This is a genomic window from Arthrobacter koreensis (assembly GCF_009193255.1).
GTDB classification, from domain to species: Bacteria; Actinomycetota; Actinomycetes; order Actinomycetales; family Micrococcaceae; genus Arthrobacter_B; species Arthrobacter_B koreensis.
In genome coordinates, this window is sequence record NZ_WACG01000003.1 from 1 (window position 1) to 14606 (window position 14606).

19 protein-coding genes are annotated in these 14606 nt (G+C 67.6%); 5 read left to right on the plus strand and 14 right to left on the minus strand.

Annotated features, from left to right (window positions below; translation table 11 throughout):
- Nucleotides 1–215: 215 nt before the first annotated feature.
- The 5 genes from GD628_RS09915 to GD628_RS09935 form a co-directional block, all read right to left on the minus strand.
- Complete coding sequence (locus GD628_RS09915) at nt 216–1262, minus strand: hypothetical protein (RefSeq protein WP_152274622.1); 1047 nt, start codon at nt 1260–1262, stop codon at nt 216–218.
- A gap of 55 nt (nt 1263–1317) precedes the next feature.
- Nucleotides 1318–1971: a hypothetical protein gene (locus tag GD628_RS09920; protein ID WP_152274623.1), complete on the minus strand. Its 654-nt coding sequence runs from the start codon at nt 1969–1971 to the stop codon at nt 1318–1320.
- A 111-nt stretch (nt 1972–2082) separates the two neighbouring features.
- A complete protein-coding gene (locus GD628_RS09925; RefSeq protein WP_091604343.1) occupies nt 2083–2874 on the minus strand; it encodes a pullulanase X25 domain-containing protein in 792 nt (263 codons plus the stop codon).
- A gap of 41 nt (nt 2875–2915) precedes the next feature.
- Nucleotides 2916–3686, minus strand: a complete 771-nt coding sequence (locus GD628_RS09930) for a lipoate--protein ligase family protein (RefSeq protein WP_226802476.1) — start codon at nt 3684–3686, stop codon at nt 2916–2918.
- Between the two features lie 3 nt (nt 3687–3689).
- Nucleotides 3690–4475 carry a thioesterase family protein gene (locus tag GD628_RS09935; RefSeq protein WP_152274624.1) on the minus strand — a complete coding sequence of 262 codons (786 nt, stop codon included), beginning with the start codon at nt 4473–4475 and terminating at the stop codon, nt 3690–3692.
- Between the two features lie 188 nt (nt 4476–4663).
- Between GD628_RS09935 and GD628_RS09940 the strand changes: the two genes are divergently transcribed.
- Nucleotides 4664–5632, plus strand: a complete 969-nt coding sequence (locus GD628_RS09940) for an aldo/keto reductase (RefSeq protein ID WP_152274625.1) — start codon at nt 4664–4666, stop codon at nt 5630–5632.
- Between the two features lie 15 nt (nt 5633–5647).
- Here the strand turns inward: GD628_RS09940 and GD628_RS09945 are convergent, their stop codons facing one another.
- Nucleotides 5648–6361, minus strand: a complete 714-nt coding sequence (locus GD628_RS09945) for an SOS response-associated peptidase (RefSeq protein ID WP_152274626.1) — start codon at nt 6359–6361, stop codon at nt 5648–5650.
- A gap of 93 nt (nt 6362–6454) precedes the next feature.
- On the opposite strand from GD628_RS09945, the gene GD628_RS16675 reads away from it, so the two are divergent.
- Together GD628_RS16675 and GD628_RS16485 are read left to right on the plus strand one after the other, a co-directional pair.
- Complete coding sequence (locus tag GD628_RS16675) at nt 6455–6799, plus strand: hypothetical protein (RefSeq protein ID WP_152274627.1); 345 nt, start codon at nt 6455–6457, stop codon at nt 6797–6799.
- A 33-nt stretch (nt 6800–6832) separates the two neighbouring features.
- Nucleotides 6833–6979: a hypothetical protein gene (locus tag GD628_RS16485; protein ID WP_176697574.1), complete on the plus strand. Its 147-nt coding sequence runs from the start codon at nt 6833–6835 to the stop codon at nt 6977–6979.
- 45 nt (nt 6980–7024) lie between these two features.
- Here the strand turns inward: GD628_RS16485 and GD628_RS09955 are convergent, their stop codons facing one another.
- The 4 genes from GD628_RS09955 to GD628_RS09965 form a co-directional block, all read right to left on the minus strand.
- Nucleotides 7025–7417 carry a VOC family protein gene (locus tag GD628_RS09955; RefSeq protein WP_091604331.1) on the minus strand — a complete coding sequence of 131 codons (393 nt, stop codon included), beginning with the start codon at nt 7415–7417 and terminating at the stop codon, nt 7025–7027.
- On the minus strand, nt 7414–7743 hold the full coding sequence (locus GD628_RS09960) for an ArsR/SmtB family transcription factor (protein WP_152274628.1): 330 nt from the start codon (nt 7741–7743) through the stop codon (nt 7414–7416). The genes GD628_RS09955 and GD628_RS09960 overlap by 4 nt, the downstream gene beginning before the upstream one ends.
- Before the next feature lie 62 nt (nt 7744–7805).
- Nucleotides 7806–7955 (minus strand): hypothetical protein, encoded by a 150-nt coding sequence (locus GD628_RS16490; RefSeq protein WP_176697573.1) that lies wholly within the window; start codon nt 7953–7955, stop codon nt 7806–7808.
- Nucleotides 7956–8025: 70 nt separating this feature from the next.
- On the minus strand, nt 8026–8727 hold the full coding sequence (locus GD628_RS09965; RefSeq protein ID WP_226802477.1) for a nucleoside/nucleotide kinase family protein: 702 nt from the start codon (nt 8725–8727) through the stop codon (nt 8026–8028).
- Between the two features lie 89 nt (nt 8728–8816).
- On the opposite strand from GD628_RS09965, the gene GD628_RS09970 reads away from it, so the two are divergent.
- Nucleotides 8817–9230, plus strand: coding sequence for a LexA family protein (locus GD628_RS09970; protein WP_152274629.1), 414 nt, complete (start codon nt 8817–8819; stop codon nt 9228–9230).
- Nucleotides 9223–10548, plus strand: a complete 1326-nt coding sequence (locus GD628_RS09975; protein ID WP_152274630.1) for a Y-family DNA polymerase — start codon at nt 9223–9225, stop codon at nt 10546–10548. The genes GD628_RS09970 and GD628_RS09975 overlap by 8 nt, the downstream gene beginning before the upstream one ends.
- A gap of 35 nt (nt 10549–10583) precedes the next feature.
- Here the strand turns inward: GD628_RS09975 and GD628_RS09980 are convergent, their stop codons facing one another.
- The 4 genes from GD628_RS09980 to GD628_RS09995 form a co-directional block, all read right to left on the minus strand.
- Nucleotides 10584–12179: a Na+/H+ antiporter gene (locus GD628_RS09980; RefSeq protein ID WP_152274631.1), complete on the minus strand. Its 1596-nt coding sequence runs from the start codon at nt 12177–12179 to the stop codon at nt 10584–10586.
- Nucleotides 12180–12261: 82 nt separating this feature from the next.
- Nucleotides 12262–12864 (minus strand): GNAT family N-acetyltransferase, encoded by a 603-nt coding sequence (locus GD628_RS09985; protein WP_152274632.1) that lies wholly within the window; start codon nt 12862–12864, stop codon nt 12262–12264.
- 60 nt (nt 12865–12924) lie between these two features.
- The gene (locus GD628_RS09990; protein ID WP_152274633.1) at nt 12925–13521 is read right to left on the minus strand and encodes a DnaJ family domain-containing protein; all 597 of its coding nucleotides are present in this window, start codon (nt 13519–13521) and stop codon (nt 12925–12927) included.
- Between the two features lie 26 nt (nt 13522–13547).
- Nucleotides 13548–14537, minus strand: a complete 990-nt coding sequence (locus GD628_RS09995; RefSeq protein WP_152274634.1) for an aldo/keto reductase — start codon at nt 14535–14537, stop codon at nt 13548–13550.
- Between the last annotated feature and the right edge of the window lie 69 nt (nt 14538–14606).

The following is a 14606-nucleotide window of genomic DNA, read 5'->3' on the forward strand; positions in this document are numbered from 1 at the left end:
CCCCCCCCCCCCCCCGCCCCAAGGGTACCCGCCGGGCCACTCGGGGCCCCCCCCCCCCCCCCCCCCCCCCCCCCCCCGAAAGGGCAGTTACGGCTCGAATGAGGCTTCAAAGCAGCCGTAACTGCCCTTTCGGCGTGTCCGGAGGGTATCGGGGCGGAGCGGGATCAGGGAACGGCGTGGATCAAGGTACAGCGTGGATCAAGGTACAGCGTGGATCAAGGTACTTCTGCCGCCTGGACCTGCCAGCCGGTGTGGTCCGGGGTGGCCGTCCAGTTCACCGGGTCGCCGGCCGGGACCAGGACGTCCTTGAGCCACCAGGTCTCGGCGGGAGCCCAGCCGGCCAGCATGGTCTTCATGCCGGCGGCATCCAGTACGCTGCCGGCTGTGCGGAGGTAACCCGCGACGCTGAGATGGACGCCGTCGTAGTCCCGGGCAACCGCCTGCCAGTCCGGGATCGCCCAGAACCAGGTGTCGGCCTCCGCGTTCCCTGAGCTGACCGCCCAGCTGCGTCCGCGCGAACGCGTCACCTCCAGCGGATAGGCCGAGACCAGGTCCTGCCAGCTGCGCGCCTCCCGGATTTCGTAGATCCGGGCGTTTTCCGCCGCCCGGAGCGGATAGGTCCGCGCCATGTTCCACGGCAGCGGATCTTCCACCATCCGCAGCCCCGCCGGGCCGTTTCCGGGAATCGCCGGGGTGGTGACCGGAACGTCTGACAGCGCCGGAACGGACCACCAGCGGCCGGTCCAGGTGGCGACCAGAGGTGTGTTGCCTTCCTCGGCTGAAATCGACTCGCGCCAGCGCTGCAGTCCGGCGGCACTGCCGGCCAGGGTTGGCGGGTCCGTCCCGGGAACCGTGGTGCTGGCGATCCACTGGACGTAATACTGGGTCAGCGCGCCGGGGGCCAGCCACCACTGCGGCCGGGCACGAACGACGGCGACGGCTACCGGGATGAGCAGGTCCCTCACATCGGGGTCGGCCAGCACACGCGCAGTTTCCGACGGCGGCTGCCAGTAGGACGCGCCCTTTACGACGCGGTCCAGGCTCTGGAGGACTTGTGCAACAGTGATTTCGGGGCGGCTGGGAAGGGCCCTGAGCACCTGGAGCACCCGCTTGGATTCCTGCCCCAGGCCGCGGGGCAGCTGGTCGCTGCTTCCGCAGGAGAACGCTGGATATTGGGGGGCGAGTGACCGGGCAAGGTCCAGGCAGAGTTCCCGGCCGCGGGGTCCAGACAGCAGCAGCTGGGCGGCAGGAAGTTCTTCCATACATCCACGCTAGCAGTGGCTCCGGCTGCCCGGTGAGCGGTGCTCCTGGATTGGCTCAGCGCTTCCCCAAACGGGTTGCCGAACGGAGCACGGCCCGGTCCCGGATGGCCAGCATGGACCGCCGGACGGATGCCCAGTAGACGGCGTCGAGAGGAAGCGAGGTCAGGGCACCGGGACGCCGGAAGCCGTACTGGAAACGGGCACGCACCACCAGCAGGGTCTGCCCAGGCCGCAGAGGTTTCAACAGCCAGAGCCAGGTGGACCGGCCGTCCCCGTTCGCCCACAGCATCCAGTCCCGGGGCTGGACTTCCTTGATCCGCAGGCGGTGCCCGGTTCCGGTGCTCAGCAGGTCTCCGATGTCCAGGTCCCGCAGCTGCGGGACGGCCCGGTCAGCCTCCCGCTGGTCCGGCAGGCCCACCCGGTCCAACACGAACCAACCGGCCCGGCCGTGCCCTATCCGGTTCAGGAACGGCCAGACGTCCGCCGCGGGTGCCGGAATGAGGATGCTGCGGGTGTACTGCAGCACGGGGCCGGTAAGGACCGCATCCCCGGGCATCCGCGGGCCGGCCCCCGCTTCGGTGCGCCGGCGCAGCGGCCGGACGAGCCGGAAGTAGACACCCGCGGCCGATCCTGCGGCCGCTGCGGCCGCCAGGACCCTGCGGTACGGCCGGCCAGCCGGGCCAAGCGCATCGCGCCAACCTGCCGCCAAAAGCCGCTAGCCCTGTTCCGGGATGGAGGGGACGTTCATGGGCACTCCTTCGCCGTTGCCGTGCCCCTGATGATAGTCCCGAGGCACCGGTGTCCGGCACCGGCTGCGCGGTTATAGCCCGTCGGGTTTGGTTACCACCGTGTGGGTCGCGTGGTCATACAGGAAGGTCACGGGCCCTCCCGCGTGCCCCATCTGGTAGTTGGCGCCGTCGAAGTGCGCGCCCTCACCGTAGTTCTCGTCCCAGCTGCGGTTCAGCGCAGCCTTGAACTCGTAGCTCCCCGCAGGCAGGTCAACGCTGAGTTTCCACAGTTCATCGCTGCGGTCGAAGCCCAGCTGGACGGCGTCGGATGAGGGATCCCAGTCCTCACCGCCGAGCGCGGAACCGAACGTTCCGGGCACTGCGACGGCGTTCGGCTGGGGGAAGGACGGTCCGTCGTAGTGCTCGTCGGCGTGCGCACCGTGGACCGACGCTGCCGGTTCGGCGGCGGCGTCGGAGACCACCAGGGCCTCCTCCAGCACGGCTTCGCTGTGCGCCTCTGCCTTTGTCACTGCCGTGACCGAGTGCTCGCTGCCGCTGAGAGCAGCGTGCAGGTGTTCAACATCGGGGAAGTCGGAGAGCGCGGAGCGGCCCTCGGAGGTGATGCTCCACCCGGCGCGGCCTTCCTTCAGGATCCAGCCCGCCTTGACCAGTTTGGTGCTGGCCGTAACCAGCGCCCGTTCGCCGCGGGCGACGCCGCTGGCCAGCAGCTCCGCTTCAGTGCCTTCTAGCGGAACCTGTTCCAGTGCCTGGCGCAGCACGTCCGCCCGTGATGTCTTCTTCTCCGCTGACGGGTCCTGGCGCGCCAGGACTTCCAGGACGGCCTTGAGCCGCAGGGCAGTGTTCTCGACGCTCTTCTTAGGCAACGTGCGGGTCCTTTTCTTGGGGTGGCTTCCGCTGCCCGAGCCTAACGGGCCGGGGCAGCGGTTGGAAAGACGGTGGTCCCGGGCGCGGTGATCCGCTCCAGGTGCCGGGGATCTGCGGTGCGGAGCGCGGCGTACCTGCCGTAGGCGGCAAGAAGGGACGCCTCGGCCCCGGCGACGGTGAGCCCGGGACGCAGGTCCTCGGCGGCCCCTGCCGTGGATGGATCCCAGTCCAGGCCCAGGGCGTCATACACGGCGGTAAGGACTCCGCGCAGCGGTGCGGAGTCCTCGATGACAACCACCGAGGAAAAGAGCCAGGCACCGGAGACTACGCGCTGCGCGGTACCCACGAGTTTGACCCGGGCTTCGGTTCCCCCGTGGACGCTGTACTCGCCCGGGCAGTACTCGCCGGGGATCTCGCCGACGCCTGCTGGTACGCCGGCGTGCTGCAGGGCTCCGGCGAGCAGCTGCGCGAAGTCAGCAAAGCGCGCCAGCGAGTGCCTGACGGCGTCGGCTTCGGGTTCTATGTGGTCAAGGACCAGACAGCCCTCGTGGTAGGCGGCCGCCCGCCCGCCGGCCTTGCGGACCAGGGGCTCGAAGCCCAGGTCCCGGCAGGCCGCGGCGGCGTCGGGAAATCCGGGCAGGCGGGCATCGCGCTGCCCGAAGGCCACGGTGGGACGCGGCTGGTAGATCCGCAGCGACGGACCCAGCTCGCCGCCGCGGGCGGCTGAGAGCAGGTCGAGGGCGTGCTGCAGGTCTCCGGCGGCGCCGAAGGATTTTTCCTGCCGGTAGACGTCCAGCACGCGTGCTCCCACCGGTCAGTTCCGTCCCAGCGGACGGACCGTGAGGATCTGTTCGCTGCGTCCGAAGGGCCCGGACTCGTCGTGCAGTACCGAGGACGTCAGGCCGATTCCGTCCGTACCGAAACTGACCCGTGTATCCAGCCCGAGCCATTGTCCCGCAGGCCGGCGGTAGAGATGGATCTGCAGGTCCACGTTGGGGAACATCCAGCTGTCGCCTCCCGGCGGGACGCGCGCGGCAATGCCGTTGGCGGCGTCGACCAGGCCGAGGAGCCGCACTGTGGAAGGCGTCTGCACGCCGTCGAGCATTTCTAACGGCGAGCGCACCCACACCTGGCCGCGTCCGGGCCGCAGTCCCGGAACCGCCCGGAACTCGAGGCCGTTGATGAAGTCCCCCGGCCAGGCGGTCATGCCTTCGAATCCTTCAGCCTGCCCGGGGCCGGGCATTGGCTCGTCTTCCACAGCAGCAACCTCGGTGGTGTCTCCAAGCGCGAGGCGCCAGGCCGTGGCACGCACGGCTGTCCGTCCGCCGGCCGTCAGCTCGGCCTCCAGCAGTTCGATGGTGCGTCCGGGACGGATGACCTTGGTGGTGACATCAAAGACGCCCTGCGGGATGACGCCGAGGATTTCGAAGCTGACCCGTGCCAGCCGCATCCCGGGACGGGGATCGGCCTCTTCCAGGCAGTGCACCAGCAGCCCGGCTACCGGCGCCATATGCTGCTCGTCCTCGTTCCAGGCACCCTGCGTGTGATGGGTTGATTCGAAAGTCCCCTCACCCAGTGAGCGGTAGTACGATTCGGCCACTTATCCTCCCGGCGCGTCCTGGAATGTGCGTACTCAGGCTATCCTGCCCGCGGCCCCGCCACGGTGCCGGCCCCTTCCCCGTGTCTCCGCGGCGGTGTTGAATGGCCCGTGGAGCAAACCTTGCATGAGCGGGCGACTCCAGCCTGACCCTTGCACCCCTGACCCTTCCACCGAGGAACCGAGGAACCATGAAGTACACGCATCTGGGCCGCGCCGGCCTGCAGGTCTCCCGCCTCTGCCTGGGCACCATGAACTTCGGCCCCAAGACTCCGGAGGACCAGGCGCACGGCATCATGGATTCGGCGCGTGAGTCCGGAATCAACTTCTTTGACACGGCGAACGTGTACGGCTGGGAGAACAAAGGGCTGACCGAGGAGATCATCGGGCGCTGGTTCGCCAAGGGCGGCGGACGGCGTGAGTCGACTGTTCTTGCCACGAAGCTTTACGGGTCCATGGGGCCGGGGCCCAACCAGACCTTCCTCTCGGCGCTGAACATCCGGCAGGCGCTGGATGCCAGCCTGAAGCGGCTGCAGACGGACTACATCGACCTGTACCAGTTCCACCACATTGACAGGAATACCCCGTGGGACGAGATCTGGCAGGCCATGGAAACCGCGGTTGCCCAGGGCAAGATCATCTACAACGGGTCCAGCAACTTTGCCGGCTGGAATATCGCCCAGGCCCAGGAAAGCGCCCGGCGGCGCAATTTCGCCGGCCTGATCTCGGAACAGAGCATCTACAACCTGGTCAACCGGTCCGTGGAGCTGGAAGTAATTCCTGCGGCGCAGGAGTACGGGCTGGGCCTCATCCCCTGGTCTCCGCTGCAGGGCGGTCTGCTGGGCGGCATCCTGAAGTCCCAGGAGGACGGTGGCCGGCGTGCGGAGGGACGGGTCCAGGAGCTGCTGGCAAAGCACCGGGAACAGATCCAGGCGTATGAGGACCTCGCGGCTGAGCTGGAGATTGAGCCCGGGATCCTCGCCCTGGCCTGGCTGCTGCACCAGCCCGCGGTCAGCGCCCCGATCGTTGGTCCGCGCGTCATGGGCCAGCTCGACGACGCCCTGGCCGCCCTGGAGGTGGAACTGGAGGACGCCGCGCTGCGGAAACTGGACGAGATCTTCCCCGGCCATCAGCCGGCTCCGGAGGACTACGCCTGGTAGATCCTTCCGCCGGACCTAGTCCGCTGCCGGTTCCGCGGGACGGATCAGCTGCGGACCGTTGTTCCTCACCGAGTTGACTTCGCTGGACACTACGCGCGGGGTGAGGACCGGTTCGGGCATCGCATCCAGCAGGGTCGCGATTGCCTCGGCGTCCGTCAGCTGAGGGTCCAGCCATTTGGAGTAGAGGTCCCTGGGCACCACCAGCGGAGTCCGGTCGTGGATGTGCCCGAGTTCGTCGGCCGCCTCGGTGGTAATGATGGTGACGCTGAGCAGCCACTTGTGCTCGTCGTCGTCGGGCAGGTTGGGGTCGGGCCAGAATTCGTAGAGTCCGGCGAAGGCAATCGGATCAGGAACCGTGGGGGAAAGGTAGGTCGGGATCTTTCCGTCCTCGGTCTTTTCCCACTCGTAGTAGCCGTCTGCGGGCACCAGCGCCCGTCTCTTCACCGCCGCCTTGCGGAACGCGGGCTTCTCCAGGATGGTCTCCCGGCGGGCGTTGATCATCCTGGATCCCACCTTGGGGTCCTTTGCCCACACCGGCACCAGGCCCCATTTGGCTGTGGCCAGGCGGCGCTGCGTGCCGTCCGGGCCGCGGCGTTCCGTGATGATGCGCACATCATCCGTCGGGGCTATGTTCCAGGACGGTCCCACGTCCTCCCCCACCACCTGGTCCGCCGCGAAAGCCGAAACCAGGTCCGACGTGGCCCGGGCCATCACATATCGTCCGCACATGGACAGCATTGTGCCGCACTTCGGCGGCGGAACCCAGTGCAGTCGTTCCTCGCCTACCGGCTAAAAGATTCGAACGTATGTTCTACTTAAACCATGGATCCTCAGGCTGCGGCGCGGCTGGCGGCCAGGTATGCCAGGCGCGCGGAACCCATCGGGCTGACTCCCGAAGAACTTGATTTTGACCACTTTCCGCCCACCACGGCCATGCCCGCCATCCCGGTGTGGGCGTGGATCCGCTTTCCGGGCTGCGCAGAGCACGTTGCCGGCGAAACCTGCACCTGGTCAGCGAAAGCGGTCCAGGTGCTGTGGGAAGACGCCGGCGTCAGGCGCTCCACCTGGGTGTGGGCATCGGCGGTTTCCCGGCGCTCCAGCGGCCGGTCCCGGACCGCGCTTCGCGAGAGGACTCAGGCTTCGGGGAGTAAAAATGGAAGAACCTAGTTCCGGTTTCCAGCAGTAGAAAGGTCCAGGCACGTGAACGCCCCGTGCACCTGCATCCGCTCTGCCGATCCCGCAACCGGCCGGATCGGCGTCGCCGTCTATGACCCGTTTTGCCGCCAGCGGATGCACCGCATCAGCGGCTCCACCCTGCGCGAGCCTAGCTACGGTTCCAAGCATTAGCCTCCCGCCGGGTGTGTGAGGGCCCCCGGCGCACATCGAGCCGTCTCAGTCCTGGCTCATGGAGGCGATCTGCAGGAGATTCCCGCAGGTGTCGGAAAAGACCGCGGTGGTCACCGGACCCATGTTCGCCGGTGGCTGCGTGAATTCGACGCCGAGAGCCAGCATCCGCTCGTACTCCTTTGCCACGTCATCCACTGCGAAGGAATTGAAGGGAATCCCGTCACCCGCCAGTGCTTCCTTGAAGGGGGCCACGGCAGGATGCGAGCTGGGCTCCAGCAGCAGTTCGACGCCGCCCTCCTCCCCCGGATTCCCCACAGTCAGCCAGCGGGCGCCTCCGGCTGGCTGGTCCTGCCGCTTCTCGAATCCGAGAACACGGGTGTAGAAATCCAGTGCCTTTTCCTGGTCATCAACAAAGATGCTTGCCGTCACAATCCTCATGGCTCCGGTCCTTCCGCTTCGTTTCGTTCGGGTTGCCGCGGCGGCAGCGGGAGTGCCAGGGTGCCAATCCATCCGGCAACTCCCAGGGTCAGCGGCTCAGGGCAGAGGTGGTGCCGCCGGTAGCGGCCGTCTGCTTCCACCCTGACCAGTCCGGCTGATTCGAGGACCGCCAGATGCTTTGAGACTCCCTGCCGCGTAATACCTATTGCGTGATTGCTAATCAGCCGGACGCACAGTTCATACAGCGTCTGTCCCGCCTGGGATGCGAGTTCCTCCAGCAGGATCCGGCGGACCGGATCAGCCAACGCCCGGAAGACAGCATCCATGCAGACACCATAGGCAACCGGCAGGTTGCATGGAAGGGGTTGGCGGAAAACTCAGCGGGCGGCTAGGACTGGACGTGGTTCCGGCGGTGGCGGTGCTCCAGCAGCAGGCGGGCTCCGTTGAGGATCAGGGTCTCCACCGGAACTTCCTGTTCTGCGGCCAGCTCTTCCAGCTCCCGGCCCAGCTTGGGCGGGATGTACACCTCGACGTTCATGCGCTTAACGGTATCGCCGCTGCGGAGCCAGTCCGAACCGGGCACCTCTCCGGGTGCGCAGGCCTCTGCCTCAGCTGTTACCCCCGCCGGCATTCCGGAAGGACTGCGGCGGAGCCGGACGGACCAGCCGCGGCGCCGCGGCGTCGTTGTAATCCACCACCACTGACGCGGCAGCGCATGGATTGCAGGCCGCGAGGTAGATCTGCTGGCCGCCGACGTAGCGGCGATTCGACGGCGCCAGCGGGTCAGGATCGGCCCCGTCCCGGAGTTCCATTCTTCGGCAGGATGTTTCGAAAGACACATCCAGGAAAACCGTCGCGTCCCAGATGCCGGACAGTTCCCGCCGGTGCAGGAACAGTCCATCCACCAGCACCACCGCCGGATTGGGCACCGCGAGTTCCGGACCGCAGACTTGGTGGTCTGAGGCCAGGTCGTGGCTGGCCGCACGGTAGCGTCCCGAACCGCCGGGGCGCAGGGGCTCCACCGCCAGCCGCCGGAAGGCAGCATAGTCATAGGAGTCTTCGAAGAATCCGAGCGGCGATGCCCTGCCCTGCCGGTAGCGCTCGCGGCTGGGCCGGTGGAAACCATCAAGCGAAATCCTGATCACCGGCCAGCGGAGGCGGGCGCCCAGGGCGTCCGCGAAGGTTGATTTGCCCGCCCCATCCACCCCGTCCACGCCGATGAAAACCCTGCGTCCCGCTGAGGGTACCGGCAGCGCCGCCGCGACCAGCCGGAGTACCGAGTCCGCCATCGGCGTGAAAAGTGGTTCCACAGCACCGCACTCTATCTTCCGGACGGCCGCACGGTGCTAGTGTTGGGTAATCGAAAGTATGTTCTAAAAGCAGCGGAGGTGCCCGGCGGATGCCTGTCTTCAATGTCTCCGGCAGTTCACGCTCCGCTTCGGTGTCCGACGCCGATGCCGCCTCCGGCTTTCCCAGTCCCTCACGTGATTATTTCGACGGGCGCATCGACCTCAACCGGCATCTGATCCGGGACGTTACGTCCACCTACATCGTCCGGGTTTCCGGGGACTCAATGTCCGGCACCGGAATCAGTGACGGAGACGAACTCATTGTGGACCGTTCCCTGACACCCCGTGACGGCTCAGTGGTTGTCGCCGTCCTGGACGGGGAGCTGACAGTGCGCCGCCTCAGGCTCACCGGCCGGGGCATTGTCCTGGCCGCTGAAAACGCGGGGTACCGGGACGTAGCTGTTCCGGACCCGGCGGCGCTGACCATCTGGGGTGTCGTGACCCGCTGCCTCCACCATGTCTGAGCATCCGGCCGGTGCCGGTGTCCGCTCCCCCGCAGGGCAGCTCCACCGGATCGCCCTGGTGGATGTCAACAGTTTCTATGTCTCCTGCGAGCGCGCCTTCGACCCCCGGCTGGAAGGCGTGCCCGTCGTCGTGCTGTCAAACAATGACGGCTGTGTGGTGGCCCGTTCCGATGAGGCGAAAGCCCTGGGAATCAAGACCGGGGAGCCCTGGTTCAAGCTGGCCGAAGCTGCACCTCATCTTGGCCTGATCCAGCGTTCAAGCAACTACGAACTTTACGGAGACCTGAGTTCCCGGGTCATGGAACTGCTGGGCCGGTACGCCCTGTGGCAGGAGGTCTACTCCATCGACGAGTCCTTCCTGGGCCTGGCCGGCACGCCGCGTGAACTCGATGCGCAGGGCGCGCGGATCCGCGCCGCGGTAGCCCGCAATACCGGCCTGCCCGTCTGCGTGGGCATCGGGCCCACCAAGACGCTGGCCAAGTTCGCCAACCGGATCGCCAAGCAGAACGGGCACCTGAACGGCGTCTGCAACCTGGACACCATGGACCCCGGTGCCGTAGCGACGATCATGTCCCGGGTGCCGGTCACCGGGCTCTGGGGCGTGGGAGCCAAGCTGGGCAAACGGCTCGAAGCGATGGGCATCCGGACCGTGGCGGACCTCAAAGCCGCCGATCCGTCTGTGATCCGCAGCCGTTTCTCCGTGACGCTGCAGCGGACCGTCCTGGAACTCAACGGCACGCCGTGCCTGCCGCTGGAAGAGGAGCGCGCGGAACGGCAGCAGCTGATCTTCTCGCGCAGCTTCTCCGTGCCGGTGACAACTGCGGCTGAGATGAGGCAGGTGATGAGCATCTATGCCCAGCAGGCGGCTTCCCGGCTGCAGCGCGAACACCAGCAGGCACGGGTACTCACCGCCTACGCCGGGACGTCCCACTTCAGCCACAAAGCGGCGTCGTTTCCTTCCGTCACCGTCAAACTGCAAAGCCCCACCTCGGACCCGGTGGTACTGACCCGTGCGGCGGTGGGCGCGCTCGAAGACCAGATCGTTGAAGGCGTCCCCTACACCAAGGCGGGAGTAATGCTCAGCGGCCTCTCCGACGCGGGAGCCCAGCCGGTCCTCGATGCCTTCGTCCCGGAGCAGGAACACCGCCACCTTGGGGAGCTGCTGGGCAAGGTCGCGGACAAATACGGCTCCGCCAGCATAGGACTTGGCGTGGCGGGGATGCCCAGTGCCCGCCCGGAATGGACCATGTCCCGCAAGTACTCCTCGCCGCGCTACACCACGGTCTGGGGTGAGCTTCCGGTGGTCACAGCACGCTGAGCCGGAACCGTGGACAGGGCCCGGCTGCGCCCGGATCAGTCGTCGCGGTCCGGCTGCGTCAGGCGCAGTTCCTCCACGTCCAGCCGCGTCTCCAGCATCCGCAGCACCCGGTCATCAATGGTGCGCTCGTCCCGCAGCGCCAGCAGTACCGTGCGTTTGCGCTCCAGCAGCGCCAGCCGCAGCTCCGTCTCCTGCTGCCAGTGTGCCAGCGCCGGCGCCGGTTCCCCCGCCGGCTGGGCGGCTCCGTCCGCCCGCAGGACTTCCAGGTGGTGCCGGTACTCATGGGTCACCCGTTCCACCACCCGGCCGTCCGTGCCCAGCCTGGCCGCGAGTTCCGGCAGGGAAGACAGGCCGTCCTCGGCGGCCCGCACTTCTGCCAGGCGTCGTTCCTCCTCCAGCCGCGTGTCCTGGGGCAGCCGTGCCCACCGGACGATCACCGGCAGCAGCGGGCCCTGCACCGTAAGCGTCACCAGGATGACCCCTGCTGTCACGAAGATGATCTGCCCCCGGTCCGGGAACGGCGTACCCGCGGCGGTGAGGGCCGGAACGCCCAGGGCCGCTGCCAGGGACACCGCACCACGGAAGCCCGCCATACCGCTGAGGACACGCGAGCGGTTACTGACCCGGCGGAGTTTCTGCGACGGACGCCGATCGATCATCCTGATCATGTAGGTGGTGACGAACAGGAAGGCGATGCGCACCACCACCAGCACGATCGACACTGCGGCGACCGCCACCAGGCCCACGGCGATCTGCGGCCCGCTCAGCAGCCGCACTGCCACGTGCAGCTCGATGCCGATCAGCACGAAGAGCGCGGCGTTGAGCATGAACGTGGAGAAGGACCAGAAGGCCTGCGACTGGCGGCGGGCCAGCGCGGCCGTCACCCGCGGACCGGCCTGGCTCATGATCAGGCCAACGACGACGACGGCCAGCACCCCGGACCCGCCCGTCTCCTCAGCGAGCAGGAAGGCCGCGAAGGGGGTGATGAAGGTGGCGACGTTGTTCAGCACGGGATCCTGGATCCGGCGGCGCACCCAGATCCCGGCCCACGCGACCAGCAGCCCCGAGACGATGCCGCCCCCGTAGGACAGTGCCAGGATCCCTGAGATGGAAAGCGGCGTATAGTCGCCGTCACCCGCCACGATCCCCACGGCAACGGCGTAGATCACCAGGGCCGTGCCGTCGTTGATGAGGCTCTCGGCCCGCAGCACCGTGACATTGCGGTGCGGCAGGCTGCGGGCCAGGACGGCCACGGCCGTGGCATCGGTGGGAGCCAGCGCGGCGCCGAGGACCCAGGCCGGGCCCCAGGGCATGCCCAGGGCGTTGGCCGTGAAGGCAACGGCCGCCGCAGTCACCAGGACCAGCCCGGTGCCGGAGAGGACAATGCCGCGCAGGTTGCTGCGGATCTCCCGCAGGGACGTGGTGAGGCTCTCCCAGTACAGCAGGGCCGGAAGAAAGAGCAGCAGTACCACTTCCGGCGGCAGTTCAACCTGCCGGAACGCCGGCACGAACCCCAGGGCCACTCCCCCGGCCAGCAGCAGCAAAGGGGCGCCAATGCGGAACCGTTCCGCGCCCAGCGAGCAGGCCAGGATGGCAACCCCCAGGGCCACTACGAGTTCCAGACCTAGCACGGGCCAACCTTCCGTCGGGCACTTACGGCTGGAGGGACTCCTTAAGTGTGCCGAGCGCGGGCAGCCCCGTCGAGGGTGCGGCCTAGGCGGATACAGCCTCGACGGGTGCGTCCGGAGAGCGCAGCATTGACCACACCGGCGGGCCGCCGTCGGGCATCTCCGAGACCGCCCACACCTCGAACCCGAACCGGCGGTAGAAAGCCACGTTGGATTCCGAGGAGGTTTCAAGGGCTATGGTCCGTCCGGGACCGGCGGCCAGCACGGATTCCAGAAGCCCGGTACCCTGCCCGCTGCCCTGTTCCCGGGGAGCGACGCCGATGGTCGCCAGGGTCCAGGCCCCGGGCGGCGGCTCAGGCAGGGCATGCGCCAGGTTCCGCACCGATTCGCCGTGCAGGGACGCGAGTTTCTCCTGCAGCTCAGGGGTCAGGGGCGCGGGGTCGAGCTCCGCCAGGTCCGGCGGAAGCAGGACGGCGACGGCGGTTCGGCCCTCATTGACCCACACCTCTCCGTGCGGCAGGGCCAGATGCTCCAGGTAGAGCCGCTGGATGGCGGCCGTCCGGGCCTCCCGGCGCTCGCTGTCTACGGTCCAGCGGGTCCAGGCATAGTCCGCGAAGGCCTCCGCCAGGACCGCTGCCAGGTCCGTTATCTCCGCTGCGGAGGCGTGCTCCAGCCGTACTGCTCCCATGGTCCTGCCTTCTGTGTGTCTGTGTGTTTCACGTTCGTGCCCGGGCAACCGGGCGGGGTTCTACTGCGCGCGGTTCCTGGCCCGGCTCCACCAGCGACGGCGCCACCAGGGACGGCTCGGCTCGGGCGCCGGCTCGGGGGTAGCTGCACTGCCCCGCCGTTCCTGCCAGCGCTGCACTTCCAGTTCCACGTCCCGCAGTTTCGTAATGACGGGCGGGCCTCCCAGAAGCTGCCTGCGGGCTTCGATGATCCGCTGGTTGAATTCTTCCACGGTTTCCCTTACCTGCGCTGCGGAGGACCTGGCGTCCAGTACATTGTCCAGCTCCGCGTCCTCGACCCGCAGCAGCAGGGCGGGCGGTCCCAGGCCGCTGATGTTCTCGCGCTGGATCAGCCCCTTGATCCACCAGTCGGGGTCGTTGGCTTCCGCAAGGTTCGGGAGGGGTTTTCCGGCGTACTGCAGGTTCTCGAATTCCCCGCGCAGCATGGCATCGCGGATCAGGTAGTCAGCCTTGTCAGCCGGATCCACCTGCTCCTTCCGCCGCCGCAGCGCCGTCTCCTCAGGCGTCTCGCCATCCGCTTCAGCAGGAACTCCTGCCGCACGTATCCTGGCGGCCCGTTCCATTCGGCGCCGGTAGGCGTCGGCCCCGCGGTTGCCCATTGCTGCGTGTCCTCCAGTTCCATTGGCTAACGGTCGATCGTTTTCTCCAGCTCTTCAGGGTAGCGGGCGCCTTGAACCGCTATGCGGGCAGCGGCGTCGTCCAGCGCTTTTATGTCCTCTGCGCTGAGGCCCACGCTGGTGGCCCCAAGGTTCTCTTCGAGCCGTTCGAGTTTCCGGGTGCCCGGAATCGGTACGATCCAGGGTTTCCGGGCGAGCAGCCAGGCCAGGGCGATCTGGGCGGGCGTCGCGTCTTTGGCCCGGCCCGTGGCCTCCAGCAGTTCCACGACCGCCCGGTTCGCTTCCCGGGCCTCGGGAGTAAAACGTGGCAGCTTGCCGCGCATGTCACCGGAGGCGAACTGGGTGGAGGGGGAGATCTTTCCGGTGAGGAATCCCCGTCCCAGCGGGCTGAAGGGCACAAACCCGATGCCGAGCTGTGCACAGGCCGGCAGCACATGTTCTTCCGGCTCACGCCACCACAGGGAGTATTCGCTCTGCACCGAAGTGACGGGCAGGACCGCATGGGCGGCACGGATAGTGCCCGCGGAAGCTTCCGACAGCCCGAAGTGCTTCACCTTGCCTTCGGTGATGAGCTCCTTCACCGTTCCGGCGACATCCTCGATGGGAACCTGCGGATCTACCCGGTGCTGGTACAGCAGATCAATGTATTCCGTCCCCAGCCGCCGCAGCGAACCGTCCACTGCTTCCCGGATGTGTTCCGGACGGCTGTCCAGGCCAACCTGACGTCCGTCCCGGTTGATCTTGAAGCCGAACTTGGTGGCCAGGACCACCCGGTCCCGGAACGGAGTTACGGCTTCGCCCACCAGCTCCTCATTCGTGTAGGGGCCGTACACCTCGGCGGTGTCAAAGAGCCGGACACCGCGGTCGAACGCCGTGCGGATCAGGTTGATGGCCTGTTCCCGGCTGCCGGACGGTCCGTACCCCTGGCTGAACCCCATGCATCCCAGCCCCAGCTCGGATACCTTCAGGGCGGACGGCCCCAGTTCGCGTGTCTTCATCCTTGTCCTTCCGCTGCCCGGACGCCTCAGCGCACGACGCCGGCTGGCTGGCTGCGGTCCGTCTCCTCT

What these genes read in the sequence shown, in the direction of transcription:
- GD628_RS09915 (WP_152274622.1), bottom strand. Translation starts at nt 1,262, where the DNA reads ATGGAAGAACTTCCTGCCGCCCAGCTGCTGCTGTCTGGACCCCGCGGC.
- GD628_RS09940 (WP_152274625.1), top strand. Translation starts at nt 4,664, where the DNA reads ATGAAGTACACGCATCTGGGCCGCGCCGGCCTGCAGGTCTCCCGCCTC.
- GD628_RS09945 (WP_152274626.1), bottom strand. Translation starts at nt 6,361, where the DNA reads ATGTGCGGACGATATGTGATGGCCCGGGCCACGTCGGACCTGGTTTCG.
- GD628_RS16675 (WP_152274627.1), top strand. Translation starts at nt 6,455, where the DNA reads ATGGATCCTCAGGCTGCGGCGCGGCTGGCGGCCAGGTATGCCAGGCGC.
- GD628_RS09955 (WP_091604331.1), bottom strand. Translation starts at nt 7,417, where the DNA reads ATGAGGATTGTGACGGCAAGCATCTTTGTTGATGACCAGGAAAAGGCA.
- GD628_RS09960 (WP_152274628.1), bottom strand. Translation starts at nt 7,743, where the DNA reads ATGGATGCTGTCTTCCGGGCGTTGGCTGATCCGGTCCGCCGGATCCTG.
- GD628_RS16490 (WP_176697573.1), bottom strand. Translation starts at nt 7,955, where the DNA reads ATGAACGTCGAGGTGTACATCCCGCCCAAGCTGGGCCGGGAGCTGGAA.
- GD628_RS09970 (WP_152274629.1), top strand. Translation starts at nt 8,817, where the DNA reads ATGCCTGTCTTCAATGTCTCCGGCAGTTCACGCTCCGCTTCGGTGTCC.
- GD628_RS09975 (WP_152274630.1), top strand. Translation starts at nt 9,223, where the DNA reads ATGTCTGAGCATCCGGCCGGTGCCGGTGTCCGCTCCCCCGCAGGGCAG.
- GD628_RS09985 (WP_152274632.1), bottom strand. Translation starts at nt 12,864, where the DNA reads ATGGGAGCAGTACGGCTGGAGCACGCCTCCGCAGCGGAGATAACGGAC.
- GD628_RS09990 (WP_152274633.1), bottom strand. Translation starts at nt 13,521, where the DNA reads ATGGGCAACCGCGGGGCCGACGCCTACCGGCGCCGAATGGAACGGGCC.
- GD628_RS09995 (WP_152274634.1), bottom strand. Translation starts at nt 14,537, where the DNA reads ATGAAGACACGCGAACTGGGGCCGTCCGCCCTGAAGGTATCCGAGCTG.